The organism is Arthrobacter horti (assembly GCF_030731045.1).
Taxonomy (GTDB): domain Bacteria; phylum Actinomycetota; class Actinomycetes; order Actinomycetales; family Micrococcaceae; genus Arthrobacter_E; species Arthrobacter_E nanjingensis.
Genome location: NZ_JAVALS010000001.1, coordinates 494005 through 519567, shown reverse-complemented (window position 1 = coordinate 519567; position 25563 = coordinate 494005). Strand labels below are relative to the sequence as shown.

23 protein-coding genes are annotated in these 25563 nt (G+C 66.7%); 15 read left to right on the top strand and 8 right to left on the bottom strand.

The genetic code is table 11. The features are described from left to right. Nucleotides 1–19 precede the first annotated feature (19 nt). On the bottom strand, nucleotides 20–979 hold the full coding sequence (locus Q9R02_RS02485) for a GerMN domain-containing protein (protein ID WP_305995048.1): 960 nt from the start codon (nucleotides 977–979) through the stop codon (nucleotides 20–22). Nucleotides 980–1248: 269 nt separating this feature from the next. On the opposite strand from Q9R02_RS02485, the gene Q9R02_RS02480 reads away from it, so the two are divergent. The 5 genes from Q9R02_RS02480 to Q9R02_RS02460 all read left to right on the top strand — a co-directional run bounded on the left by Q9R02_RS02480 (nucleotide 1249) and on the right by Q9R02_RS02460 (nucleotide 6721). After that, entirely contained in the window at nucleotides 1249–2352 is a 1104-nt protein-coding gene (locus Q9R02_RS02480; RefSeq protein WP_305995047.1) for a PhoH family protein, read from the top strand. Then, a complete protein-coding gene (gene ybeY, locus Q9R02_RS02475) occupies nucleotides 2342–2815 on the top strand; it encodes an rRNA maturation RNase YbeY (protein WP_305995046.1) in 474 nt (157 codons plus the stop codon). The genes Q9R02_RS02480 and ybeY overlap by 11 nt, the downstream gene beginning before the upstream one ends. Next, nucleotides 2812–4119, top strand: coding sequence for a hemolysin family protein (locus Q9R02_RS02470; RefSeq protein WP_305995045.1), 1308 nt, complete (start codon nucleotides 2812–2814; stop codon nucleotides 4117–4119). Before ybeY ends, Q9R02_RS02470 begins: the two co-directional genes overlap by 4 nt. Then, entirely contained in the window at nucleotides 4120–5082 is a 963-nt protein-coding gene (gene era / locus Q9R02_RS02465; RefSeq protein ID WP_305995044.1) for a GTPase Era, read from the top strand. A gap of 97 nt (nucleotides 5083–5179) precedes the next feature. Further along, nucleotides 5180–6721, top strand: coding sequence for an LCP family glycopolymer transferase (locus Q9R02_RS02460; RefSeq protein ID WP_305995043.1), 1542 nt, complete (start codon nucleotides 5180–5182; stop codon nucleotides 6719–6721). A gap of 103 nt (nucleotides 6722–6824) precedes the next feature. Here the strand turns inward: Q9R02_RS02460 and Q9R02_RS02455 are convergent, their stop codons facing one another. Then, on the bottom strand, nucleotides 6825–8816 hold the full coding sequence (locus Q9R02_RS02455) for a M13 family metallopeptidase (protein WP_425279209.1): 1992 nt from the start codon (nucleotides 8814–8816) through the stop codon (nucleotides 6825–6827). A gap of 195 nt (nucleotides 8817–9011) precedes the next feature. On the opposite strand from Q9R02_RS02455, the gene leuA reads away from it, so the two are divergent. The 3 genes from leuA to Q9R02_RS02440 all read left to right on the top strand — a co-directional run bounded on the left by leuA (nucleotide 9012) and on the right by Q9R02_RS02440 (nucleotide 12422). Next, nucleotides 9012–10751, top strand: coding sequence for a 2-isopropylmalate synthase (gene leuA, locus Q9R02_RS02450; RefSeq protein ID WP_305995041.1), 1740 nt, complete (start codon nucleotides 9012–9014; stop codon nucleotides 10749–10751). A gap of 97 nt (nucleotides 10752–10848) precedes the next feature. Next, nucleotides 10849–11604: a DNA repair protein RecO gene (recO, locus tag Q9R02_RS02445; RefSeq protein ID WP_305995040.1), complete on the top strand. Its 756-nt coding sequence runs from the start codon at nucleotides 10849–10851 to the stop codon at nucleotides 11602–11604. Further along, nucleotides 11601–12422: an isoprenyl transferase gene (locus Q9R02_RS02440; protein ID WP_305995039.1), complete on the top strand. Its 822-nt coding sequence runs from the start codon at nucleotides 11601–11603 to the stop codon at nucleotides 12420–12422. Before recO ends, Q9R02_RS02440 begins: the two co-directional genes overlap by 4 nt. On the opposite strand, the gene Q9R02_RS02435 is transcribed toward Q9R02_RS02440, so the two are convergent. Then, the gene (locus Q9R02_RS02435; RefSeq protein ID WP_305995038.1) at nucleotides 12389–13480 is read right to left on the bottom strand and encodes an alpha/beta hydrolase; all 1092 of its coding nucleotides are present in this window, start codon (nucleotides 13478–13480) and stop codon (nucleotides 12389–12391) included. The two genes, Q9R02_RS02440 and Q9R02_RS02435, sit on opposite strands and share 34 nt — an antisense overlap. A gap of 31 nt (nucleotides 13481–13511) precedes the next feature. Then, nucleotides 13512–14456, bottom strand: coding sequence for an alpha/beta hydrolase (locus Q9R02_RS02430; RefSeq protein ID WP_305995037.1), 945 nt, complete (start codon nucleotides 14454–14456; stop codon nucleotides 13512–13514). 102 nt (nucleotides 14457–14558) lie between these two features. Between Q9R02_RS02430 and Q9R02_RS02425 the strand changes: the two genes are divergently transcribed. Beyond that, a complete protein-coding gene (locus Q9R02_RS02425; RefSeq protein WP_305995036.1) occupies nucleotides 14559–15626 on the top strand; it encodes a quinone-dependent dihydroorotate dehydrogenase in 1068 nt (355 codons plus the stop codon). Between the two features lie 78 nt (nucleotides 15627–15704). Here Q9R02_RS02425 and Q9R02_RS02420 read toward each other — a convergent pair whose 3' ends face one another. Continuing rightward, on the bottom strand, nucleotides 15705–16289 hold the full coding sequence (locus Q9R02_RS02420; RefSeq protein ID WP_305995035.1) for a DUF3043 domain-containing protein: 585 nt from the start codon (nucleotides 16287–16289) through the stop codon (nucleotides 15705–15707). Nucleotides 16290–16348: 59 nt separating this feature from the next. Between Q9R02_RS02420 and Q9R02_RS02415 the strand changes: the two genes are divergently transcribed. The 5 genes from Q9R02_RS02415 to Q9R02_RS02395 all read left to right on the top strand — a co-directional run bounded on the left by Q9R02_RS02415 (nucleotide 16349) and on the right by Q9R02_RS02395 (nucleotide 21424). Then, nucleotides 16349–17758: a dipeptidase gene (locus tag Q9R02_RS02415; RefSeq protein ID WP_305995034.1), complete on the top strand. Its 1410-nt coding sequence runs from the start codon at nucleotides 16349–16351 to the stop codon at nucleotides 17756–17758. A 141-nt stretch (nucleotides 17759–17899) separates the two neighbouring features. Continuing rightward, a complete protein-coding gene (locus tag Q9R02_RS02410) occupies nucleotides 17900–18280 on the top strand; it encodes a HesB/IscA family protein (protein ID WP_305995033.1) in 381 nt (126 codons plus the stop codon). Nucleotides 18281–18458: 178 nt separating this feature from the next. Next, nucleotides 18459–19331, top strand: coding sequence for an aa3-type cytochrome oxidase subunit II (gene ctaC / locus Q9R02_RS02405; protein WP_305995032.1), 873 nt, complete (start codon nucleotides 18459–18461; stop codon nucleotides 19329–19331). Between the two features lie 9 nt (nucleotides 19332–19340). Beyond that, complete coding sequence (ctaD, locus tag Q9R02_RS02400; protein ID WP_305995031.1) at nucleotides 19341–21026, top strand: aa3-type cytochrome oxidase subunit I; 1686 nt, start codon at nucleotides 19341–19343, stop codon at nucleotides 21024–21026. Beyond that, nucleotides 21023–21424 carry a cytochrome c oxidase subunit 4 gene (locus tag Q9R02_RS02395; RefSeq protein WP_305995030.1) on the top strand — a complete coding sequence of 134 codons (402 nt, stop codon included), beginning with the start codon at nucleotides 21023–21025 and terminating at the stop codon, nucleotides 21422–21424. The genes ctaD and Q9R02_RS02395 overlap by 4 nt, the downstream gene beginning before the upstream one ends. A gap of 113 nt (nucleotides 21425–21537) precedes the next feature. On the opposite strand, the gene Q9R02_RS02390 is transcribed toward Q9R02_RS02395, so the two are convergent. After that, entirely contained in the window at nucleotides 21538–21813 is a 276-nt protein-coding gene (locus tag Q9R02_RS02390; protein WP_305995029.1) for an HPr family phosphocarrier protein, read from the bottom strand. Nucleotides 21814–21899: 86 nt separating this feature from the next. Between Q9R02_RS02390 and Q9R02_RS02385 the strand changes: the two genes are divergently transcribed. Then, nucleotides 21900–22694, top strand: coding sequence for a GntR family transcriptional regulator (locus tag Q9R02_RS02385; protein WP_305995028.1), 795 nt, complete (start codon nucleotides 21900–21902; stop codon nucleotides 22692–22694). Between the two features lie 125 nt (nucleotides 22695–22819). On the opposite strand, the gene qcrB is transcribed toward Q9R02_RS02385, so the two are convergent. Next, nucleotides 22820–24511: a cytochrome bc1 complex cytochrome b subunit gene (gene qcrB / locus Q9R02_RS02380; RefSeq protein ID WP_305995027.1), complete on the bottom strand. Its 1692-nt coding sequence runs from the start codon at nucleotides 24509–24511 to the stop codon at nucleotides 22820–22822. Continuing rightward, a complete protein-coding gene (qcrA, locus tag Q9R02_RS02375; RefSeq protein ID WP_305995026.1) occupies nucleotides 24489–25559 on the bottom strand; it encodes a cytochrome bc1 complex Rieske iron-sulfur subunit in 1071 nt (356 codons plus the stop codon). The genes qcrB and qcrA overlap by 23 nt, the downstream gene beginning before the upstream one ends. Nucleotides 25560–25563: the final 4 nt, after the last annotated feature.

Sequence of the window (25563 nt, the reverse complement as noted above, 5' to 3'; positions counted from 1 at the left end):
GGTGTCCCGGGAGTGCCACTCAGCGGATGGTGATCGTCTTCGTATCGACCACGGCAGGGGTGCCCGGTGCGCCGTCCTTGCTCACGGAGAGCTCGTAACGGCCCGGAGTCAGCTTGACCGTGGCGGAGAAACGTCCGACTCCCGCGGACTCCAGGTGTGCCGTGGTCATCGCGGACACGACGTCCGGCTGGCCGTTCTGGACATCGAGGCGGACCACCTTCCAACGGACGTCCAGGGAACTGCCAAGCACCATCCCGCTGAACGTGAGCGGGCCGGCGCCGGCCGTCGTCCCTTCCTGGGGACTGGTGATACTGACGGGGGAGAGATAGGCGGTCTCCCGGTGGAAGCTCTGGCCGAGCGCGATGCTGCCGAAGGCTTTGACGTCGCTGCGGCCGTCGATCAGGAGGACGACGTCGGGCTCGGCACCCCCGTCGACCATCCCGGAGGTGAGCGCGGCGGAGGCCGCCGTGAACACAAGCTGCTGGATGGCGCGCTTGGCCATCGAGGGATCGAGGTTCCTTGAGAACGCGTCGCTGCTGACATCCACGGTGATGGTCGAGGTGCCGGAGATGGAGGCCGCGACGCGGTGCGGCGGCTGCCAAGCCGTGAAGTAGTCCGGATCCGTGGGCTTCTGGCCCATCATCACCGTCAGCGCCGCCGTCACCGGGTCTGAGTTCTTGTCCGTCTTGCGTGGCTCGGGAAAGAGATAGGCGTTCCCGCCGGTCCGGCCGATCCAGTAGATCTGTGCCTGCGACTGCGTCGCCTGATCCGCGGAGCCACCCGGCAGCGTCGCGGTCGCCTCGGGGACGGAGCTGGCCAACACGGAGGGCTCCGGCAGGGCCGAAGAGACGGTGGAGGACTGCGACGCCGAGCAGGCGGACAGCAGCAGAGGAAGGCCCAGCGCGGCCGCCGCGAGAGCGCCGCGGAGACGCCGCGCCGTCGTAGGCCGTTTGTCCATCGCCATGCTCTCACCCGCCATCCGGTCCGTTTCCGCCGTGCCGCCGGTCCGGACAGCACAAAGGGCTGCACATGGCAAGCCCCCAAACCACCTTGCCACATGCCGGAGCGGCCCCGGCACCCGGGCCGGGGCCCTCGCGGAAGTGCAACCCGATCGATACCCACCCGTGGCCAAGCCGTGACCGTCCACCGGCCTGACGTAGACTGAACGATGGCCGTGAATTCCACGGCCGGACACCTCCAGGAAAGGCGGACCCGGTCGCCAGGGCCGGCATCATGAGCGAAGAATCCATGGCAGCAGGCCCCCTGAGCGGCCGCGCCGAGTTCCCGCACAGCACCCCCATGGCCCGGACGGAGGTGCTGGTGTTCGGCAGCAGCGAGGAGATGGTCCGCGCGCTCGGTGCACACGATGAATCCATCCGCGGCCTCGAGACGGCATTCCCGGCCGTCGCCTTTCACGTGCGGGGCGATGAGCTGAGCCTCAAGGGCCCGGCACACGAGGTGCGGATGGCACACCGTGTGGTGCAGGAACTGCAGTCGCTGGCGTCCCGGGGGACCGTGGTGACCCGTGATCTGGTGACCCAGCTCCTGTCCATGCTCCAGGCGCGCTCGGTCCCCAGCCCCACCGAGGTCCTGACCCAGAACATCCTCTCCAGCCGTGGACGCACGATCCGGCCGAAGACGATGAATCAGAAGAGCTACGTCGATGCGATCGATGAGAACACGATCGTGTTCGGTATCGGCCCCGCGGGCACGGGTAAGACCTATCTGGCCATGGCCAAGGCCGTTCAGGCGATGCAGAACAAAGAGGTCAGCAGGATCATCCTGACCCGTCCCGCGGTTGAGGCCGGCGAACGCCTCGGCTTCCTTCCCGGAACCCTCAGCGACAAGATCGACCCGTACCTGCGGCCGCTGTTCGACGCGCTGCACGACATGATGGACCCTGAGGCCATCCCCCGCCTGATGGCGGCGGGGACCATCGAGGTGGCGCCGCTCGCCTACATGCGCGGCCGCACCCTCAACGATGCCTTCATCATCCTCGATGAGGCGCAGAACACCACCCCGGAGCAGATGAAGATGTTCCTGACCCGTCTTGGCTTCGGCTCCAAGATGGTGGTCACCGGTGACACCAGCCAGGTGGATCTGCCGATGGGCACCAGATCAGGTCTGCGGATCGTCCAGGGGATCCTGGACGGCATCGAGGACATCCACTTCTCAGTCCTGGACGCCAGCGACGTCGTCCGGCACCGGCTGGTGGGTGACATCGTCACGGCCTACAACCGCTGGGACGAGACCCAGGAGCGCCAGCAGGGCCGCCGGCATCAGCCGACGCCGCGTCAGCAGCAGGAGGCTCCGGCCCCTGCGGAGAATTCAGGAGTCATCCATGAGCATTGAGGTCAACAACGAATCCGGCGTGGACGTCGACGCCGAGGAACTGGTCCGTCTGGCCCGCTTCATCTTCGAGGAGCTCTACATCCACCCGGAGGCCGAGCTCTCCGTCCTGCTGGTCGACGAGTCGGTCATGGAGAAGCTGCACATCGAGCTGATGGACGAGCCCGGCGCCACGGACGTGCTGTCCGTCCCGATGGATGAGCTCACGCCCGGTGCCCCGGGCCGGATCACGCCCGCCGGCATGCTCGGCGACATCGCCATCTGCCCGCAGGTCGCTGAGGTCCAGGCTCGCGGCGCCGGCCACAGCACGGCCGAGGAGATGCTCCTCCTGTGCACCCACGGCATCCTGCACCTGCTCGGCTTCGATCATGCCGAACCGGAGGAGAAGGCCGAGATGTTCGGGCTGCAGCGCCAGCTGCTCTCCTCCTTCCTGGGCAAGGACGCCCCCCTGGAGACCACCGAATGACCCTTGCCGTGCTGCTGCTCCTGACGGTCCTGTTCCTGGTCGTCGGAGCGGTCCTCTCGGCCGCCGAATCCGCGCTTGCCTTCCTGCCCCGCCACGATCTGGACGAGCTGCGGGAATCCCGCCCCGGGGACGCCGTGGACCGGGTCTTCGACGATCCGCAGGCCCACCTGCGGGCACTCCGCTTCTGGCGCGTCTGGTTTGAGATGGCGGGTGCCGTCGCGCTCACGCTGGCCGTCACGGAACTGATCGACAATCTCTGGCTCACCGGCCTCATCGCCACCGCCGTCATGGCCGTGGTGGGTTTCGTCCTGGTGGGTGTCTCGCCGAGGCGTCTGGGCCGGCAGCACCCGGAAGGGACGGTCCGCCACACGGCCTGGCTGGTCCACCTGCTGCGCCAGGTCCTGGGCCCAGTCCCGGACTGGCTGCAGCGTTTCGGCGCGGCGGTGCTCCCCGGTTCGGACCGGGATGTGGACCTGCAGGACGAGCTCGGCTCCCTGACCGGCGCCGAGGTGCGGGCCCTGTTCGAACGCTCCAGCGACTCTGAACTCATCGAAGAGGGCGAGGCCGAACTCATCCAGAGTGTCTTCGACCTCGAGGACACGCTGGTGCGCGCCGTCATGGTGCCGCGGACGGACATCGTGCACATCCACGAGAACCAGAGTCTGGAGCAGGCCATGCGGCTATTCCTCCGCAGCGGCAGCTCACGGGTCCCCGTGGTGGGGGAGAGCGCCGACGACGTGCTGGGCATCCTGTACTTGAAGGACGTCGCCGCGGCTCTTTTCGGCTCCGATGCTGCGGCGACGGGCTCGCTCGCCGCGCTGGCCCGTCCCGTGCGGTTCGTCCCCGAGTCGAAGCCGGTGGCCGAGCTGCTCAAGGAACTGCAGCTCGAGCAGGTTCACATGGCCATCGTGATCGACGAGTACGGCGGCACCGCGGGCCTGGTCACGCTCGAGGACCTCATCGAGGAGATCGTGGGCGAGATCGTGGACGAGTACGACTCCGAGGCCGCGGAAGCGGTGCAGCTGGTGCCCGGCACCTACCGTGTCAGCGCGAGGATGCCGATCGATCACCTGGGCGAGCTCTTCGACAAGGACATCGAGGACGACGACGTCGACTCGGTGGGCGGCTTGCTCGCCAAAGCGCTCGGCCGGGTTCCCATTCTCGGCAGTGTGGCCTACACTCACGGTCTGCGCCTGGAGGCGCACAGTATTGAAGGACGACGCAATCGCGTCAATCATGTTCTGGCTCAGGCTGCGCCTGACGCCGACAACGGGGGCGCTACCGCCCGGGAGGAAGTGGACTGAATGTCGGAACAGCGGAAAGGCCTGATGACGGGGGCGGTGCCGGACGGGTACCGTGCCGGATTCGCCATCCTGGTGGGCCGTCCCAATGCGGGCAAGTCCACCCTCACGAACGCGATGGTGGGCCAGAAGGTGGCGATCACCTCCAACAAGCCCCAGACCACACGTCACACGATCCGTGGCATTCTGCACCGCGACGACGCCCAGCTGGTCCTGGTGGACACGCCCGGCCTGCACCGTCCCCGGACGCTCCTGGGGCAGCGCCTGAATGATCTGGTCGCGGCGACGCTGTCCGAGGTCGACGCCATCGGCTTCTGCCTGCCGGCCAACGAGGCCGTCGGGCCCGGTGACCGCTTCATCGCCCAGCAGCTGGCGCTGCTCGGCCGGAAGCCGGTGATCGCAGTGGTCACCAAGGCCGACCTGGTCAGCCGCGAGGCCCTTGCCGAGCAGCTCCTGGCGGTCGCCGCACTGGGCCGCGAAGTGCTCGGCGACGACGGGTTCCGTGACATCGTCCCCGTATCCGCGAAGGACGGCTTCCAGGTGGCCACCCTGGAGGACGTGCTGATCTCCCACATGCCCTCCTCCCCTCCGCTGTACCCGGACGGTGAGCTGACGGATGAGCCGGAGGCCGTCATGGTCGCCGAACTGATCCGCGAGGCCGCGCTGGAAGGCGTGCGGGACGAGTTGCCGCACTCACTCGCCGTCGTGGTGGAGGAGATCCTTCCGCGGGAAGGCCGTTCCGAGGACAACCCCCTGCTGGACGTCCGGGTCCACCTGTTCGTGGAGCGGCCTTCCCAGAAGGCCATCATCATCGGCAAGGGCGGCTCGCGTCTCAAGGAGGTCGGGACCCGCGCGCGCAAGGGCATCGAAGCACTGCTCGGCACCAAGGTCTATCTGGATCTGCACGTCAAGGTCGCCAAGGACTGGCAGCGGGACCCCAAGCAGCTGGGCCGCCTGGGCTTCTGAGGCGGCGGTTCCATGGAGCCATGAGCCGTCTTGCCAGGCGAATCGCAGGATCGGCCCCTAGAATTGGACAGTTCTGTCTGCTTCGAAAGGGTCGCGAGTGACCACGCCTTCTCAAGTCAAGCGCCGGGCTGACGCCCAGCGCCGCAAAGCGCGCGCGCACGCATCCGATTCCCAGGTCCCCGGCGCACGGCACCTCGGCCTCCGCCGCGGCATGCCCCTCTGGATGAAGATCACGGCCGGAACGCTGAGCGTTGTTCTGGTCGCCTCCCTCGGATTCGCCGGCTATTGGTACTTCCGCCTGCAGGGAAACGTCAGCAAGGCGCCCCTGTCCGCCTCCGGCAAGGAGGTCCCGGTCAGCAAACCGACCGACCGGATGCAGATCCTGATCATGGGCACCGACACCCGTGCCGGGAAGAACGGGGCGTGGGGTTCGGTGGACCAGTCCGGAGGCTACGGCAACTCCGACGTCATGATGGTCATGGACATCTCCGCGGACAACCAGCGCGTCAGTGTCCTCTCGATCCCGCGTGACCTGGTGGTCTCCATCCCGCAGTGCACGGACCCGAAGACGGGCAAGGTCTACCCGGCCCATGACAACGCCCAGGTCAACAGCGCCATGTCCGAGGCTGGTCCGGGGTGTTCGGTGGACACCGTCAGCAAGCTGCTGGGGGAACAGATCGACCACTTCATGCTGGCCGATTTCAACGCCGTGACCGAGCTGTCCAAGCAGGTGGGTGGCGTCGAGGTCTGCGTCAATGCGGCCATCGACGACCCTGATTCCGGGCTGAAGCTTCCTGCCGGCAAGTCCATGGTGGAAGGGGCGCAGGCCCTCGCGTTCCTGCGGAACCGCCACGGTGTGGGTGACGGCAGTGACATCAGCCGGATCAAGTCGCAGCAGCAGTTCCTGGCGTCGATGGCCCGCAAGGTGCGCAGCGACGGCACGCTGACGGATGTGCCGAAGCTGCTCGGGATCGCGGACACCGTGACCAAGAACCTGACCGTGGACGACGGCCTTGCTGATCCTCAGACCTTGATCACGATCGCCCAGCGTCTGGCGAAGGTGGACCTTTCCAAGGTCGCCTTCGTGACCGTGCCGTGGGAGCCTGCCGTCGTCAACCCGGCGGCCTGGGTCCAGCCGAAGGAACCGGAAGCCTCGCAGCTCTTCAAGGCGCTCCGCGACGGCGTCGATCTGACCAACCCCAACGGCCCGAAGCCGAGCGCCTCCGCCAGCCCGACGCCGACACCGACGCCCACGGGCACCCCGACGCCGGCCGGCCCCGACCAGTCGCAGGCCCCCGTCACCGTGGCCAACGGCACCGGCGTCCCGGGCCGGAGCGCCGAGCTGAACACCTTCCTCCAGGCCAAGGGCTTCCTGGTGCAGGCGGCCATCCCCGGTGACTCCGTGGACCAGACGATCGTGTACTACTCCTCGCAGTACCAGGGTGCGGCCAAGAAGGTCGCAGCCGATCTCGGGATCCCGCTGACGCAGCTCAAGCCGAGCCCGGACATCCTGGGTGTCCAGGTGTACGTGGGCACGGACTTCGCCAGCGGCACCGCATACCAGACGGTCCAGCTGCCCAGCGACATCGTCGGCCAGACCGCGGCGCAGAGCACCTGCCAGACGGCCTACACGGGATAGGCCGGACCGGGCCGGCCGGAACCGATGAGACACGGCAAGGGGCGGGTGGCGATCATGCCACCCGCCCCTTGCCGTTCCTGTTCCGGCTCCGTTCAGGGAATGGTCACCAGATCCGGACGCGCTCGTCCTCGGCCAGCCACATGCCGTCGCCTTCACTCACACCGAACGCCTCGTGGAAGGCGTCCAGATTTTTCACGATCGCGTTGGCCCGGAACTCGTTGGGGGAGTGCGGGTCGATCGTCACGCGCCGGATGGCCTCCTCGCTGCGGATCACCTGACGCCAGCCCGTGGCCCAGGCGAAGAAGAAGCGCTGCGCGCCGCTCAGCCCGTCCAGCACCGGGGCCTCCGCGCCGTCCAGCGACGCCTGGTACGCCTTGAAGGCGATGCCCAGGCCACCCAGATCGCCGATGTTCTCGCCCAGGGTGAGTTCGCCGTTCACCGGGTGGCCCGGCGCTTCGGACGGCTCCAGGACGTTGAACTGGTCCACCAGCCTGCCGGTCCGGGCCTCGAACGCCTCGCGGTCCGCATCCGTCCACCAGTTCCGGAGCGCGCCGTCGCCGTCGTACTGTGAACCCTTGTCGTCGAAGCCATGCCCGATCTCATGCCCGATCACGGCGCCGATGGCGCCATAGTTCACGGCATCGTCGGAGTCCGCTTGGAAGAACGGCGGCTGCAGGATCGCGGCCGGGAACACGATCTCATTGAGCACCGGGTGGTAGTAGGCGTTGACGGTCTGCGGCGTCATGAGCCACTTGCCCAGATCCACGGGCTTGCCGATCTCGTCGAGATGCCGGTCCACGTCCGCGCTGTGGGCGCGCTCCACATTGCCGATCAGGTCCATGGGATCGATGACGACGGCGGAGTAGTCGATCCACTTCTCCGGGTAGCCGATCTTGGTCCGGAAGGCGGCCAGCTTGGCCAGCGCCTTCTCCTTGGTCTCCTCGCCCATCCAGTCCAGCCCGGTGATGCTCTCCCGGTAGGCCTCCACGAGGTTGCTCACCAATTCCTGCATCCGGGCCTTGTGACTCTCCGGGAAGTGCTCACGGACATACAGCTCGCCGATCGCCTCACCCAGGGCGTCCTCGACGACGGCGACGCCGCGCTTCCAGCGGTCCTTCAGTTCCGGGGTGCCGCTGAGGACGGTGCCATGGAAGGCGAAGTGCGTCTGGACGAAGTCACGGGAGAGATAGGGCGCCGCGGAGTCCAGCACCTTCGCCGCGAGCCACTCACGCCAGGTTTCCACCGGCTCACTGTTCAGGAGCTCCACCATGGCCGGGAAGAAGTCCGGCGTGCTCAGCACCACCTCGCGCCAGGCGTCCTCGGCGATACCGGCCGCGCCGAACCAGGTCGCCGCGAGGGGGAACGCCGACACGACTTCGTCCGCCGTCCGGAGGTTGTACGTCTTCTGCGGGTCCCGGAGGGTGACCTTGTCCCAGTGGGCCGCAGCGATCCGGCGCTCCAGGGCCACGATGCGTTCGGCCGCCCCGGAGGGATCCGTGCGGCCCGCCAGAGAGAAGAGGTCCGCCAGGTAGGCCTGGTACTTGGACACCGTCTCCCCGAACTGCTCCTCCCGGTAGTAGCTCTCGTCCGGCAGGCCCAGACCGGACTGGCCCAGATATGCCAGGACGCGGGTGGGGTCCCCGGCGTCGGGGGAGGGGTAGATGTAGAACAGTCCCGGGACCGCGGCGCGGAACAGCTCGCCGATGCGGCGCACGACGTCGTCCGGGCTGTTCAGCTCCTCCAGGGCGTCCAGCCGGGCACGCAGGGGAGCGAGGCCGAGGGTCTCCAGCCGTTCCTCGTCCATGAAGCTCGCGTACAGCCCACCGATCTGCGCCGCAAGACCGCCCTCCTCCTGCCCGCGCGAGGCCGCGTCCTCGATGATCGTGCGGACGGCCTCCTCGGAGGAATCGCGCAGCGCCGTGAAGGTGCCCTCCAGGGAGCGATCGTCACGGATGGCGGTCTTCTCCAGCCAGGTGCCGTTGACGTGGCGGTAGAAATCGTCCTGGGGGCGGATCGAGGGAGCGGACTGGGCGAGGTCGATTCCGGATGGGTTCACGGGCTCTCCTGAGGGGACTGGCCCTTGACCGGGCCACATGCTGGACATCGTGGTGATGCGGGACACCACCATCCTAGGGGCGTGCTACGCTGGCCACGTGCATGCAGGGCTGCTTCTTCTTAGCTGCCGTGGCGAGGCCTGAAACTACGCTTCCATGAAGCCGGGCTTCCTCGTCGCGGAGTCCGTTGCGCCCGGCCACGTCGAAGAACACCACGAGTAAGGCACCGGAACACCATGCGAAATGCACAGCAGCCCTCGGGCATGCCGATCCACCGTTACGTCCCCTTCCACGAGCAGATCACCGTCGACCTGCCGGACCGGACCTGGCCGGAGAAGCGCATCACCACCGCACCCCGCTGGTGCGCGGTCGATCTGCGCGACGGCAATCAGGCGCTCATCGATCCCATGAGCCCCGCGCGCAAGATGAAGATGTTCCACTTGCTGGTCGGCATGGGCTACAAGGAGATCGAGGTCGGCTTCCCGTCCGCGTCGCAGACGGACTTCGACTTCGTGCGCCAGCTGATCGACGGCGGCCACATCCCGGACGATGTGACCATCCAGGTGCTGACCCAGGCCCGCGAACACCTGATCGAGCGGACCTACGAGGCCATCAACGGCGCCAAGAACGTGATCGTGCACCTCTACAACTCCACCTCAACCCTGCAGCGCCGCGTCGTGTTCAAGCAGGACGAGGACGGCATCCTGGACATCGCCCTGCAGGGCGCCCGCCTGTGCAAGAAGTACGAGGAGACGCTGACCGACACCAACGTCACCTACGAGTACTCCCCGGAGTCCTTCACCGGAACCGAGCTGGAATACGCGGCCAGGGTCTGCAACGCGGTGGCCGACATCTTCGAAGCCTCCGCCGACCGCCAGGTGATCATCAATCTGCCGGCCACGGTCGAGATGGCCACGCCGAATGTCTACGCCGACTCGATCGAGTGGATGCACCGCAATTTGCACCCCCGCGAGGGCATCATCCTGTCCCTGCACCCGCACAACGACCGCGGCACCGGTGTCGCCGCGGCCGAGCTCGGTTACCTGGCCGGCGCCGACCGCATCGAGGGCTGCCTCTTCGGCAACGGTGAGCGCACCGGCAACGTGGACCTGGTGACCCTGGGCCTGAACATGTTCGTCCAGGGCGTGGACCCGATGATCGACTTCTCCGACATCGACGAGGTCCGCCGGACGGTCGAGTACTGCAACCAGCTGCCCGTCCCGGAGCGTTCGCCGTACGGCGGTGACCTGGTCTTCACCGCGTTCTCCGGTTCCCACCAGGACGCCATCAAGAAGGGTCTGGAGGCCCTGGAAGCGGACGCCGTGGAAGCCGGCGTCGCGGTGGACGACTTCACCTGGCAGGTCCCGTACCTGCCCATCGACCCCAAGGACGTCGGCCGGAGCTACGAGGCCGTCATCCGGGTGAACTCGCAGTCCGGCAAGGGCGGCGTCGCGTACCTGCTCAAGTCCGAGCACCACCTGGACCTGCCCCGCCGATCCCAGATCGAGTTCTCCGGTGTCATCCAGCGCCGGACGGACACGGTGGGCGGCGAGGTCAGCGCGTCCGAGCTCTGGGAGATCTTCCAGGACGAATACTTGCCCGCCAAGGACTCGGAGCAGCAGTGGGGCCGTTACACCCTTGGCGCCACCCGCACCGAGTCCGATGAGAACGGTGCGGTCACCCTGCATGCGACCATGCGCGTGGACGGTCAGCAGATCGAGCGGACGGGCCACGGCAACGGACCCATCGCGGCGTTGCTGAACGTCCTGAGCAAAGACGGCGTGGACGTCCGGGTCCTCGACTACAGCGAGCACGCGCTGAGCGAAGGCGGCAATGCCCTGGCCGCCGCGTACGTCGAGTGCGCCGTCGGTGAGCGCGTCCTGTGGGGCGTGGGCATCGACTCGAACACCAGCACCGCCTCTCTGAGGGCCGTGGTCTCGGCCGTCAACCGTGCCATCCGAGACCGCTCCATCTGATCCGGTCCTCCAGGCCCCGGGCTTCCGCCGCCATCCGGCGCGGACACCCGGGGCCTGCCGCGTCCCGGCACGCCCCCACGGTGGGAGAATGGATCTTGTGGCAGAAGCTAGTTTCACCTCCCGCGCGTACCGTGATGACGCCGTCGTCCTGCGCACTCACAAGCTGGGGGAGGCCGACCGCATCCTGACCTTGCTCACCAAGCACCACGGCCAGGTCCGCGCCGTCGCGCGTGGAGTTCGCCGCACCAGCAGCCGATTCGGCTCCCGGCTGGAGCCGTTCATGGTGGCCGATCTGCAGCTCGTCCCGGGGCGGAGCCTGGAGGTGGTGACGCAGGCGCAGAGCAAGGGCGCGTACGGCCATGCCATCGCCTCCGACTACTCCCGGTACACGGTCGCCACCGCCATGGCGGAGACCGCGGAGAAGCTCACCGATGTCGACGGCGAGTCCGGCACCGCCCAGTACCAGCTCCTGGTGGGCGCGCTGGCCGCGCTCAGCCGTGGTGCTCAGGAACCGGGCCTCATCCTCGACTCCTATCTGCTGAGGGCACTCGCCACGGGAGGCTGGGCGCCGAGTTTCACTTCCTGCGCCCGGTGCGACGCCCCCGGGCCGCACACGGCATTCAACGCCGCCCTCGGCGGAGTGGTCTGCGCCGACTGCAGGCCCCCGGGCTCGCCGGCCCCGGCCCCCGGCACGATCGTGCTGCTTGCCGCACTCCTGAGCGGGGACTGGGAGACCGCCGCGGCCTCCGAACCGCGGGAGCGTAGCGAGGCCGCGGGACTGGTCACGGCCTATCTACAATGGCACCTGGAGCGCAGGGTGAAGTCCCTGCAGCATGTCGACCGTCAGCCATGAGCAAGGAATCAGCACCCGTGTCCTTCAAAGAGCAGTCCACGCAGCGCTATGAGCCCCCCTATGCTCACCCGAGCGGAGCCGTCCCGCCACGGATCCCCGCGGAGCTGATCCCGGAACACGTGGCGATCGTGATGGACGGCAATGGACGCTGGGCCAATCAGCGCGGCCTGCCACGCATCGAGGGGCACAAGGCGGGGGAGCCCGCGCTTCTCGACGTCGTGGCCGGCGCCATCGAACTCGGGGTCAAATACGTCACCGTCTACGCCTTCTCCACCGAGAACTGGAAGCGTTCGCCGGAGGAGGTGCGCTTCCTCATGGGATTCAACAAGGACGTGCTCCGCCGGCAGCGGGACCAGCTCAACCGCTGGGGCGTGGAAGTCCGGTGGTCCGGACGCAAGCCCCGGCTCTGGGGCTCCGTGATCCGAGAACTCCAGGACGCCGAGCGCCTCACCCGGGGCAACACGCAGTGTGTGCTGACCATGTGCATCAATTACGGGGGCCGCGCCGAGCTCGTGGACGGCTTCAACCGCATGGCCGAGGACGTGGCCAAGGGCCGCCTCAAGCCGGGTGGGATCTCGGAGAAGACCGTGCAGAAGTATCTGTACCAGCCGGATCTGCCGGACGTGGATCTCTTCATGCGTTCCTCGGGGGAACAGCGACTCTCCAACTTCCTGCCCTGGCAGTCGGCCTATGCGGAGTTCGTCTTCCTCGATGAGCTCTGGCCGGACGTGGACCGCACCACACTGTACAAGGCCGTGGAGACGTATGCCCGGCGCGACCGCCGCTACGGCGCGGCCGTGGATTCCGCGGCCGTCTGAACCAGCCAGTCCATGCACTCCTTGTAGGCCTGTTCACGCACGTCGCGAGCGGACATGAAGATGTCATGGATGGCGCCCTTGTAGCGGAACACCGCGACCTTCCGGCTCAGCCCGAGGGCCCTCTTCGCCGTCTCGTGGACGTCGATCACGGCGTCCAGGGTCTTCAGCTCGTCCGTATACTCCGCCTGGATCTTGCTGCGCTGGCTCAGCAGCACCAGCACAGGGGCATCGATGTCCAGACCGCGCTGGACCCGGGAGTGCCCGTTCATCACCGCACGGATCCACCCCGCCCGGATGGGGAAGGACTCCCGTGGCCGCCAGGCCGAGACGATGTGCCATTCACCGTAGGCCTTGTCACTGACACTCTTCCAGTACGCGGGCATCTCCGGCAGAGGAAAGACGTGCTTGGGATCCGCCCGCGCGAACGGCTCCACCAACTGGCTCGCGATCGAGCGGACGAGCGAACTGCCCTGCAGTTCCAGCCAGGGCGAGTTGAGGATCACGCTGGCCAGCCGTCCCGGATGCCGATGGGCCCAGAGAGGGGCGATCAGGCCGCCCAGCGAATGCCCCAGCAGATGGATCCGGAGCTGGGCGGGATCCACGCCCCGGGCCGTTTCCTCCGCCTCGATCACCTGCAAAGCGGCTTCGATGTCCTGATCGTAGAGGTCCAGATCGTGGGTGAATCCCGCGGTCTGATGTTCCTGCAGGCTCCGGCCGAACTTCCGCAGGTCCAAGGCGTAGAAGCCGGCACCGTGGTCCTCGATGTAGTCGGCCAGTTCCGTCTGCAGGAAGTAGTCCGCCCAGCCGTGCAGGTACAGGACCACGTCCCGTACCGCCGGTGCATGACGCTCGCCGTGCCGGCGGCGGACGGCCGACAGCCACGTCGGCCAGGCATGCTCGCGTGCGGCGTGGGAGAGGTTGCGGTGCTCCTTGCGGCGCACGAGCGTCGCCCAGACGGGGCCTTCCTCGTCCTCTCCCAGAGGAAGCGTGCACTGTTCGAAGTCATTGAACAGGACGTCCTGGCTCCACACGCGTGCGGGCGCAAGAAGGTCGTTCATCCAGTGTTCCTTTCATGGAGGCGATCCCGGCTCAGAGGATGCGGAGCCAACGGCTGAGCCGATCATAGGCTTCCTGCCGCACCGTGGCGGGGGAGAGGAAGACATCGTGCAGGGCTCCGTCCACGCGCTCCAGGGTCACAGATCGTCCCAGTTCAAGGGCGCGCAGAGCCATCGTGTTGACGTCCAGGACAGCGTCGCTGCGCCTCATGTCCTCACGCCAGAGCGGTCCGTTGGAGCTCGCCGAGGACAGGATGACCAGAATCGGCATCGGCAGTTCCAGTCCCCGGGCCACCCGCCCCTGCCCGCTCAGCACGGCACTGAGCCAGCCGGCGCGGACCGGAAAGGCCAGGGGAGGCCGGTATTTGGCGTCCAGATCCCACTCGCCCTCCGCCTCCGAACTGATGCTGCGCCAGTAGAAGCCCCGCTCGGGCAGCCTCAGGATCGTTTCCGGCCGGACCCGGGACAGCGGCGCCAGGAGGGAGCGTGCAGCGTGCCGGACCACGGAACTGCCGTGCATCTCGAGCCAAGGGCTGTTGAGGATCAGTGCATCTACCCGCTCGGGATGCCGGGCCGCCCACAGAGCGGCCACCAGCCCGCCGGTGGAGTGCCCCATGAGGATCAGTGGACCGGCCGGCCGCTCGGCGCCGATCGCCTCCAGCGCAGCCAGCACATCGGCGTCGTAGTGGTCCAGATCCGCGACGTAACCGCCGGGGGTGTCGGCGCGGAGGCTGCGGCCGTGATTGTGGAGATCCAGCGCATAGAAGCGCAGGCCGTTGCCCGCGAAAAACTCCGCAAGTTCGTGATTGAAGAAGTAATCACTCCACCCATGGAGGAAGAGGACCGTCCCCCGCTCGGATCCGCCCCCGCCAGAGGGCAGGTGCCGGATGAGGGTGGACGTCTGCCGCACCCCGTCCCGCAGCGCGTGCAACTCGAGCGACTCGAAGGCCGGTCCCAGAATGTCCGGTTTCCACTCCATCGCCCCTCCTGACGGACCGTCGCGCTTGCCGTCATCCTATGCCCGGAGCCTGAAAACACCCCCGGTTTGGTGGTGCCGCACCGGCAAAGGAAAAATGGGGTCATGCGCATTTACCCCACCGTCTTCCGACTCGCGTTCTCCTGGATGGATCCGGAGAAGGCCCACCGGATCGGCTACCAGGCCATCCGCTTCTTCAACACGGCCGGGGCCGGGGGACTGCTGCACCGCATCAACCGCCCGCGTCCGTTGCTCAGGACACGTGCCCTCGGCCTGGACTTCCCTTCCCCCTTCGGTCTCGCGGCCGGCTTCGACAAGGAGGGCCTGGCCATCGAGGCGCTGGCCGCCATGGGCTTCGGTCACATCGAAGCGGGCACCATCACCGGTGCTGCACAGCCCGGCAATGAGAAGCCGCGCTTGTTCCGCCTTGTGGAGGACCGCGCGGTCATCAACCGCATGGGATTCAACAACGACGGCGCCGCGGACGTCGCGCCGCGCATCGCCGCCGCGCGTGCGGCCCTTGCTCGCAAGTACCCGGGCGTGCGGCCGGTGATCGGCGTGAACATCGGCAAGACGAAGGTCGTGGAACTCGAACACGCCGTGGACGACTACCTGATCAGCACCCGGACCCTCGCCCCACACGCCGACTACCTGGTGGTCAACGTCAGTTCGCCGAACACCCCCGGCCTCCGCCTGCTGCAGAACGTGGAGTCCCTGCGTCCCCTCCTCGCCGCCGTCGCTGAGGAGGCCGACCGCAGTGCGGGGCGGCACGTTCCCCTGCTCGTGAAGATCGCCCCCGACCTCAACGACCAGGACCTCGACGACGTCGCGCAGCTGGCCATCGATCTGGGCCTGGACGGCATCATCGCCACCAACACCACGATCGGCCGCGAAGGCCTCACCGCGCCGGCCGGCAAGGTCGAGGCGTGTGGCGCAGGCGGGCTCTCCGGCGCACCGCTGAAGCACCGTTCCCTCGAGGTTCTGCGCCGCCTCCGTGGGCAGGTGCCGGCGGAGATGGTGATCATCTCCGTGGGCGGCGTCGAAACGGCTGAGGACGTCCAGGCCCGCCTGGACGCCGGGGCGAATCTTGTCCAGGGGTACACGGCCTTCCTGTATGAGGGGCCGTTCTGGGCCGGGCACATCAACAAGGGCCTCGCGAAGCTCCGCGCCTGAAGCCTCCGATACGTCGAAGGGCCGGGCCCGAACCGTTCACGGTTCGGGCCCGGCCCTTTCCATCAGCTCAGGCCCCGGTCACTCGGGGCGCTGTCCGCGGGAGACCAGCGGCTTGGGCAGGCGGAGCTTGCGGAACTGCAGGGACCGCATGGAGCCGTACCAGACGGTGCCGCGCTCCACCTGGCCGAACTTCTTGCTCAGGGCCTTCTTGAGCCGACGGCTCAGGATGAAGGTGTCCACGAACACCACGGCGAACACGACCCAGAACGCGGCGAGGATGATCCACTGCCCGTCGCTGCGCTGCGGCACGATGAGCGAAGCCACCACGAAGATCAGCGCCGCGAACATCAGGAACTCACCAACGCTGAAGCGGGAATCCACGAAGTCACGTGCGAAGCGCTTCTGCGGCCCCTTGTCCCTGGCAGGCATGTACTGCTCGTTGCCGGTCTCCATGGCCATGCGCACCTTGGAGCGCTGCTCGGCGACGGCAAGCCGCTCGGCCTGCTTCGAGGCCTTCCGGTCCTCGGGGACCAGCGGCCGCTTCCGCGCGGCCTCCTGATCCTTGCGCTTCGGGGTGGGCGCGCCCTTGCCGACGACGGAAGTGCCGGGGGAGGCCTCCGTCTCCGCGGGCGACTGGGACTCTTCCTTCTTACGTCCAAACACCCCCCAAGGATACTCGGAGATCTCATCCGGCTTCCTCACCGCGCACTAGGCTTAGGCTCATGACAACTCACGAGGAACTTCCCGTGGCCGTGGCAGGCCCACAGGCCGACGCACTGCGCGCCGCCGTCGACGCCTCCTTCGCTTCCACCCTGGCGACTCTCAAGGAACTCGTCGCCATCCCCGGCATCGCCTGGGCGAGCTTCGACGCCGCCCAGCTGGACCGCAGTGCGGACGCCGTCGCCGCGCTGGCCACCGCGGCCGGCTTCCCCGAGGTGGGGATCCACCGCGCGCTTAAGGCGGACGGCACGCCCGGCGGGCCCGCCGTCGTCGCGCGCCGCCCTGCGGAGACCGGCAAGCCGACCGTTCTCCTCTACGCCCACCACGACGTCCAGCCGCCGGGGGATCCGGCCCTGTGGAATTCGGAGCCGTTCATCGCCGTCGAACGTGATGGCCGCCTGTACGGGCGTGGCGCCGCCGATGACAAGGCCGGGATCATGGTTCACATGGCCGCCAGTGCGGCCGTGGCCGAGGTCCTGGGCAAGGACTTCGGGCTGGGCGTGACCCTCTTCATCGAAGGCGAGGAGGAGGCCGGCTCGCCGACGTTCCGGGCGTTCCTCGAGGAGCACCAGGCCGAACTCGCGGCCGACGTGATCGTCGTGGCCGACTCCAGCAACTGGAAGGTGGGGATCCCCGCCCTGACCACGAGCCTCCGCGGCCTGGTGGACGGCGTGATCGAAGTCCGCGTGCTGGATCACGCCGTGCACTCCGGCATGTTCGGCGGTCCTGTGCTGGACGCGCCGACTCTGCTGGCGCGCCTGATCAGCACCTTCCATGATGAGAAGGGCAACGTCGCCATCGCCGGGCTGGTCTCCACCGATGAGACCGACGTCGACATGCCGGAGGCGGACTTCCGCGCCGATGCGTCCGTGCTCGACGGCGTGACGCTGGCGGGGGAGGGGAGCCTCACCTCCCGGATCTGGACCAAGCCGGCGCTGTCGATCATCGGCATCGATGCACCCAGCATCGCCGTTGCGAGCAACACGCTCCTGCCGGTCGCCGGCGCCAAGTTCAGCCTCCGCATCGCTCCAGGCCAGGATCCCGCCACCGCGATGGAAGCGGTCCGGGCGCACGTGGAAGCGAATGCCCCGTTCGGCGCGCAGGTGACCTTCACCCCGGGCGAGATGGGCAACCCCTTCGCCGTCGACATGGATTCACCGGCCGCCCGGACCATGATGGGTGCCCTGGCCCAGGCCTGGGGAACGGAGTCCGTGGGCACCGGCATCGGCGGGTCCATCCCGTTCATCGCCGAGCTCGTGGAGATCTACCCGGAGGCCCAGATCCTGGTCACCGGGGTGGAGGATCCCGACTCACGTGCTCACAGCGCCAACGAGTCGCTGCACATCGAGGAGTTCCGCAAGGCCGTGCTGGCCGAGGCGCTTCTGCTGGCCGCACTGAACGCGGGAGCCTGATCCCGGTCCGGCCCGGGGAAGAACCCGGGCCGCATCCGCGTTGAGACAAGTGTTAAGGCAGGGGACTATCCGCCGTAGCATAGAGAGAGATGTCCGGGTCATGACAGGCCTGGGACGACACCGTGTAGAGGAGTATGCGCCATGAGCACCAGCACCAGCGAGAACGTCGCTGTCACCATCGAGGACGGCCTTCCCAGCCACGAGGTCAATCTCAGTGATGTGGCTGCGGACAAGGTCCGCAGCCTCCTGGAGCAGGAAGGCCGTACGGATCTCCGCTTGCGGGTCGCCGTGCAGCCCGGCGGTTGCTCCGGCCTGATCTACCAGCTCTACTTCGACGAACGGATCCTGGACGGCGACGCCGTACGTGACTTCGACGGTGTCGAGGTGGTGGTGGACAAGATGAGCGTCCCGTACCTCAACGGTGCTTCCATCGACTTCGAGGACACCATCTCGAAGCAGGGATTCACGATCGACAACCCCAATGCGGGCGGCTCCTGCGCCTGTGGTGACTCGTTCCACTGAGCCTTCTCCTCCCGACAGCCGTGTGCCTCGCCATTCGATCCAAGAATGTGCGGGGCACACGGCTGTCGTGTGAGCAAAACACCGTGGCTAGCGGTAAGCTCTACATCGGGTAGTAAAACTCAACGCAGTGGTGCCAAAAAACGGGGCCACATGCTGAAACAAAGAGGAAGGGCCGTCTGTGAGTTCGCAGAACCGAACCGGCAGCCGACGCGGGAAGATCACGGCGATCACCGGCGTCGCCGTGGCCGGCGCGTTGGCATTGACCGGATGTTCATCGGAGGTCGCCAGGGGGTGGTTGCCGTCCGACAAGGACGTCACCAACCACACTGGCCGCATCATCGACCTCTGGGTGAACTCGTGGATTGCCGCCATTGCCGTTGGCTTCGTCACCTGGGGTCTGATCATCTGGTGCATCATCGCCTACCGGCGCCGCAAGGGCACCACCGGATTCCCCAAGCAGCTGAGCTACAACCTTCCGCTTGAAGTCTTCTACCTGACCATTCCTCTGTTCATGGTCCTGGTCTTCTTCTACTTCACGGATCGTGACCAGCAGGCCATCGACGACCGCTCCAAGCCGGCCGACGTCGTCATCGACGTCCGCGGCAAGCAGTGGGCCTGGGACTTCAACTACAAGCAGGGTGACGTCGTCAAGACGGCCGTCTACGAAGGCGGCGTCCAGGCGCACCTGACCGGTAACGACGTGGACAAGGACAAGCTCCCCACGCTGTACCTGCCGGTCGGCAAGAGCGTCGAGCTTGAGCTGAACTCCCGTGACGTCATCCACTCCTTCTGGGTCCCCGCCTTCCTGCAGAAGCGCGACATGATCCCGGGCAAGACGAACTACATGGACTTCACGCCGACCAAGGAAGGCACTTACGACGGTAAGTGCGCCGAGCTCTGCGGTGAGTACCACTCCGAGATGCTGTTCCGCGTGAAGGTCGTCTCCGAGTCGGAGTTCCAGGCCCACATGGCACAGCTCCAGCAGCAGGGCAACACGGGCGAGCTTGGCAACAAGTACGACCGCAACCCGAACCTGAACGCAAAGAACTAAGGGACAGCCGTGGCTACCTACACTCAACCCGCAGGGGTCCTGGACGCACCCGTGGTGCCGAAGTCCAAGGGCCGGATCGTGGTCAACTGGATCACGTCCACCGACCACAAGACGATCGGCTACATGTACCTGATCGCCTCGTTCATCTTCTTCTGCCTGGGCGGCGTGATGGCGCTGCTCATCCGTGCGGAGCTCTTCGAGCCCGGCATGCAGATCCTGCAGACGAAGGAACAGTACAACCAGCTGTTCACCATGCACGGCACCGTCATGCTCCTGATGTTCGCCACCCCGCTCTTCGCGGGCTTCGCGAACGTCATCATGCCGCTGCAGATCGGCGCCCCTGACGTCGCCTTCCCCCGTCTGAACGCGCTGGCCTTCTGGTTCTTCCTGTTCGGCTCCACGATCGCCGTCTCCGGCTTCATCACCCCGCAGGGTGCCGCCTCCTTCGGCTGGTTCGCCTACGCCCCGCTGTCCAACACCACGTTCTCCCCGGGCGTGGGCGGTGACCTCTGGGTGTTCGGCCTGGGCCTCTCCGGCTTCGGCACCATCCTGGGCGCGGTCAACTTCATCACCACCATCATCTGCATGCGTGCCCCGGGCATGACCATGTGGCGCATGCCGATCTTCACCTGGAACACGCTGATCACGGCGATCCTGGTCCTGATGGCCTTCCCGCCGCTGGCTGCCGCTCTGTTCGGTCTCGGCGCCGACCGCCGCTTCGGCGCTCACATCTTCGATCCGGAGAACGGCGGTGCGGTCCTCTGGCAGCACCTGTTCTGGTTCTTCGGCCACCCCGAGGTCTACATCATCGCCCTGCCGTTCTTCGGCATCGTCTCCGAGATCTTCCCGGTCTTCAGCCGCAAGCCGATCTTCGGTTACAAGGGCCTGGTCTACGCGACCATCTCCATCGCCGCGCTGTCCGTCACCGTGTGGGCCCACCACATGTACGTGACCGGCTCCGTGCTGCTGCCGTTCTTCTCCTTCATGACGATGCTGATCGCCGTTCCGACCGGCGTGAAGTTCTTCAACTGGATCGGAACCCTGTGGGGCGGCTCGATCACCTTCGAGACCCCGATGCTCTGGAGCCTCGGCTTCATGGTCACCTTCCTCTTCGGCGGTCTGACCGGCATCATCCTGTCCTCCCCGCCGCTGGACTTCCAGCTGTCCGACAGCTACTTCGTGGTGGCTCACTTCCACTACGTGGTGTTCGGTACCGTGGTGTTCGCCATGTTCGCCGGCTTCTACTTCTGGTGGCCGAAGTGGACGGGCAAGATGCTCAATGAGCGCCTCGGCAAGATCCACTTCTGGCTCCTGTTCCTGGGCTTCCACGGCACCTTCCTGATCCAGCACTGGCTCGGCGTTCTCGGAATGCCCCGTCGTTACGCGGACTACATGCCGCAGGACGGCTTCACGGCCATGAACCAGTTCTCCACCATCTCCTCCTTCGTCCTGGGCGCCTCCCTGATCCCGTTCTTCTGGAACGTGTACATCACCTGGCGCAGTGACAAGAAGGTCACCGTGGATGACCCGTGGGGCTTCGGTGCCTCGCTCGAGTGGGCCACGTCCTGCCCGCCGCCGCGTCACAACTTCACGTCCATCCCGCGCATCCGTTCGGAGCGTCCGGCTCTCGACCTCCACCACCCGGAGCTCGCCCCGGCCGGCGCGCACGCAGCACCGAAGGGAGCAGCCAAGTGAAAATCGAATCCTGGCTCTTCGGAACCGGCGTCTTCTTCTTCGTCCCGGTTTCCATCGTCTACGGTTTCCTGACCGACTGGAAAGAGTGGGTCGGCATCCTGGGCATCCTGCTCGTGGGCGGCCTGGCCGGCATGATCGGCGCTTACCTCGGCTTCACCGGCAAGCGTGTCGGTATGCGTCCCGAGGACCGCGATGACGCCGAGATCCATGAGGGTGCCGGCGAGCAGGGGCACTTCAGCCCCTGGAGCTGGTGGCCGCTGGTTCTGGGCCTCGCCTGCGCCGGTGGGTTCCTCGGCCTGGCGGTCGGCTTCTGGATCCTGTTCGTGGCCGCCGGCCTGGCCGTCGTGGCCCTGGTCGGCTGGGTCTTCGAGTACAGCCGCGGTGACCACGCTCACTGACGCTCCGCTTCGCAGCTGAACGACGACGGCGACGCTCTCCTTCGGGAGGGCGCCGCCGTCGTTTCGCATCAAGACCGCCGGGAAGGCTCGTCAGAGCCTCCCGGCGGTTTTCATCATCCCTGGGACTCCAGAAGGTCCTTCAGACCCTCCAGGCTCGCCAGAGCGGCAGGGGAGGGGTGCTCGTGGTCGTCCAGGGCCAGCACGACCTCGGTTCCGGAGGCGAAGTCCGCAGTCATCACTTCGAGCAGGGACCTTGCATCCACTGGCGATTCCCCGGGCTTGGCGATGGTGACGGGCAGCAGCGTCTCGGCCACGGCACGGACGAACTCCGCCGCTGGCCTGGCGTGCAGCCCGATGGCGGCAGTGACTCGGGCACGGACAACGGGCACGTGTTCTCCTCGGATTCATTAGACCGGTACAGCTATCTGAATAAGAATAGTAGCTGTCCGACGCACGCCGCCCTCAGGGAGACCCGATGCCCCCCGCCGCCTCAGCCATCGCCGGAGAGATTGACCGGAACAGCCCTGTGCCGCTCTATGAGCAGCTCAAATCGCTTCTGCTGACCTTCATCGACACCAGCTGCCAGCCGGGCACGGAACTGCCGTCGGAGCGCGCCCTGTGCGACCGCTTCGGCCTGGCCCGCATGACGGTCCGGCAAGCACTCGACTCTCTGGCCCGTGACAATATCGTGGACCGCATGGTGGGAGTGGGCACCTTCGTCCACCGGCCCAAGGTCGACCTCCAGCTGAAGCTGACCTCCTACAGCGAGGAGATGCAGCGGCGCGGCATGGTGCCCACGTCACGGGTTCTGAGCTTCGAGGAGATCCGATCCAATCCTCACCTCGCGCGGGAGCTTGAGGTCGCCGAGGGGACACCCGTGGTGCGCTTCCGCCGCCTGCTGCTGGCCGACAACGAACCGATGAGCGTCGATGAGAACTTCATCCTCTCGTCACGGGCTCCCGGGATCACCGCGGGGAAGGCGCCCGTCTCCCTCTATGGCGAGCTGGAGGCCAGCTACGGGCTCGTCATGGACTGGGGTGAGGACATCGTGGAGGCGACTGCAGCCAGCCCGTCCGTGGCGACGCTGCTGAAGGTGGACATCGGCTCGCCCCTGCTGAAGATCCAGCGCCATGCCTACGTCGCGGACACCGTGGTGGACTATTCAGTGTCCTATTACCGCGCCGATCGCTACTCCCTGCGCGTTCCTCTGCAGCGGCAGGGCAAGAAGTCCCCACGCAACTACCGCGCGGCCCCACCGCCGCGGCCGTAAGGCCGGCTGCTCCTACCGGGCAGGCCGGCGACAGCACAGCTCTCACGGGACAGTGTCCGGGCACGCGAAAGGCCCCTTCCAGATCATCTCTGGAAGGGGCCTTTCGTTTCGGGGGAGACCTTGGCCTAGTGGCTCAGGCTCTTGGTCTCTTCGCCGGACTCGACCTCACCGTGGTGGCCGTGTGCGTGCGCGGCCTCCAGCTCGGCGGGCGTGATCGGGGCGACCCGATCCTCGAAGAACCACGTGGAGAACTTCGCGCGACGGCGTTCCTTGCGGTCCACCACGCCGTGGGAGTTCGGCTGGGCCGGCAGCGGCTTGGGCGACTCGAAGGACACCAGACGGTAGCGCTTGTAGTCGTTGAGCGGGGCGTGGACCTCGATGAACTCACCGTGCGGCAGGCGCACGATGCGGCCGGTCTCGCGGCCGTGCAGGGCGATCTCCCGGTCCTTGCGCTGCAGGGCAAGGGCCACACGCTTCGCGACGATGAAACCGAGGACCGGGCCGATGAAGAACAGGGCACGGAGCCAGTAGGTCACATCGTTCAGCGACACCTTGAAGTGCGTGGCGATGAGGTCGGAGCTGGCCGCGGCCCACATCACGCAGTAGAAGATGAAGCCGGCCACACCGATGGCGGTACGGGTCGGGGCGTTGCGCGGGCGGTCCAGCACGTGGTGCTCGCGGTCGTCCTTGGTGATCCAGCGCTCGATCCACGGGTAGGTGAACAGAACGGTGAACACGATGCCGGCCGGAACCAGCGCCGGAAGGAGCACGTTCAGCGTCAGCACGTGGCCGAAGATGATGAACTCGAAGTGCTGGCGGTAGCCGTCGACGGCGCCGATCACACCGGGCATGAGGCGCAGGGCGCCGTCGACCCAGCCGATGTACCAGTCAGGCTGGGTGCCTGCGGACACGGGGGAGGGGTCGTACGGACCGTAGTTCCAGATCGGGTTGATGGTGAAGAAACCGGCCATCAGGGCGATCACACCGAACACGATGAAGAAGAAGCCACCGGCCTTTGCGGCGTAGACCGGGCCGAGCGGGTAGCCGACGACGTTGCGGTCGTTGCGGCCCGGGCCGGGGTACTGCGTGTGCTTGTGGACGACCACCATGAAGAGGTGGACTGCGACCATCAGAAGGATCAGGGCCGGCACCAGCAGGATGTGCAGTACGTAGAGGCGGCCGATGATGGCCGTCCCCGGGAACTCACCGCCGAAGAGGAAGAACGAGATCCAGGTACCGATCACCGGGATCGACTTGATGACGCCGTCGATGATGCGCAGGCCGTTGCCGGAGAGCAGATCGTCGGGGAGGGAGTAGCCGGTGAAGCCTGCGGCCATCGCGAGGATGATCAGGACACCGCCCACGACCCAGTTGAGTTCACGCGGCTTGCGGAACGCGCCGGTGAAGAACACGCGCAGCATGTGCACGGACACGGAGGCCACGAACAGCAGGGCCGCCCAGTGGTGCACCTGACGCATGAACAGACCGCCGCGCACCTCGAAGGAGATGTTGAGCGAGGAGTTGTACGCGACCGACATCTCCACGTTGTACAGCGGCGAGTAACTGCCGTGGTAGTGGGTCTCCGCCATGGAGGGGTCGAAGAAGAACGTCAGGAAGGTGCCCGTCATCAGCAGGATGACGAAGGAATACAGGGCCACCTCACCGAACATGAAGGACCAGTGGTCGGGGAAGACCTTCCGGCCGAACTCTTTGAGGATGCCCGATCCGCCGACACGCTGGTCGACGAAATCGGTGAAGCGGCCGAACTTCGTCTCGGCCTGATAGGTGGACTGCTCAGCTGTCGAGACGGCGCTCATGCTCGTCACGCTCCCAGTAACTCGGTCCGACAGGTTCGTGGAAATCGCTCGTGGCCACCAGGTAGCCCTCTTCGTCGACTGAAATCGGCAGCTGCGGCAGCGGGCGGCTGGCCGGGCCGAAGATCACGGCGCACTCGTGCGTCAGGTCGAAGGTCGACTGGTGGCACGGGCACAGCAGGTGGTGCGTCTGCTGCTCGTAGAGTGCCACCGGGCAACCCACGTGCGTGCAGATCTTGGAGTACGCGACAATGCCGTTGTAGGCCCAGTTCTCGCGACCCTTGGAGGGGTTCAGCTCATCCGGGTTCAGGCGCATGAGCAGAACGACGGCCTTTGCCTTCTCGTTCAGCTTGCCGCTCTCCAGCTCGTTGAGCCCCTCGGGGATCACGTGGAAGGCGGACCCGATGGTGACGTCGGACGCCTTGATGGGCGTACCGTCGGGGTCACGGGTGAGGCGCTTGAGCTTGCCGTTCTGAGGCGCCCACATGGTATGGGCCAGCTTGTCGTCCGGGCGCGGGCCCAGATCGCCGAAGACCGCGAGGGCCGGCAGGGGAGCCAGAGCCACCGCACCCAGGAGGGTGTTGCGGATCAGCGGGCGGCGCTTGATGCCGGATTCCTCGATGATCGTGTCGGCGATCGCCACCGCGGCCTGACGGTCCTCCTCGGTACGCAGCGCGTGGCGGTCCTCGGACACCTCATGATCGGGCATGAGCGTCTTGGCCCAGTGCACGATGCCGGTGCCGATGCCGAGCATCGCGAAGGCGGTGCCGATGCCCAGCAGCATGTTCTGCAGGCCGATCGTGCCAGTGGTCGACGTATTGGTCAGGTCGATGGCGAAGTACGTCACCAGGAAGACCAAGGTGCCAATCACGGACACGATGAACAGGACTGCGACCTGGCGCTCCGCTCGCTTGGCGGCCTTGGGGTCTTTGTCGGCGAGTCGAGGACGGTGAGGAGGAATTCCAGGATCCTGGAATGCCCCTTCATCGTGCTGACCAGCCGTAGCTACGGTGCTCGAGCTTGTCGAGCTGCCGTCACTATGGTTGCCCATGGTT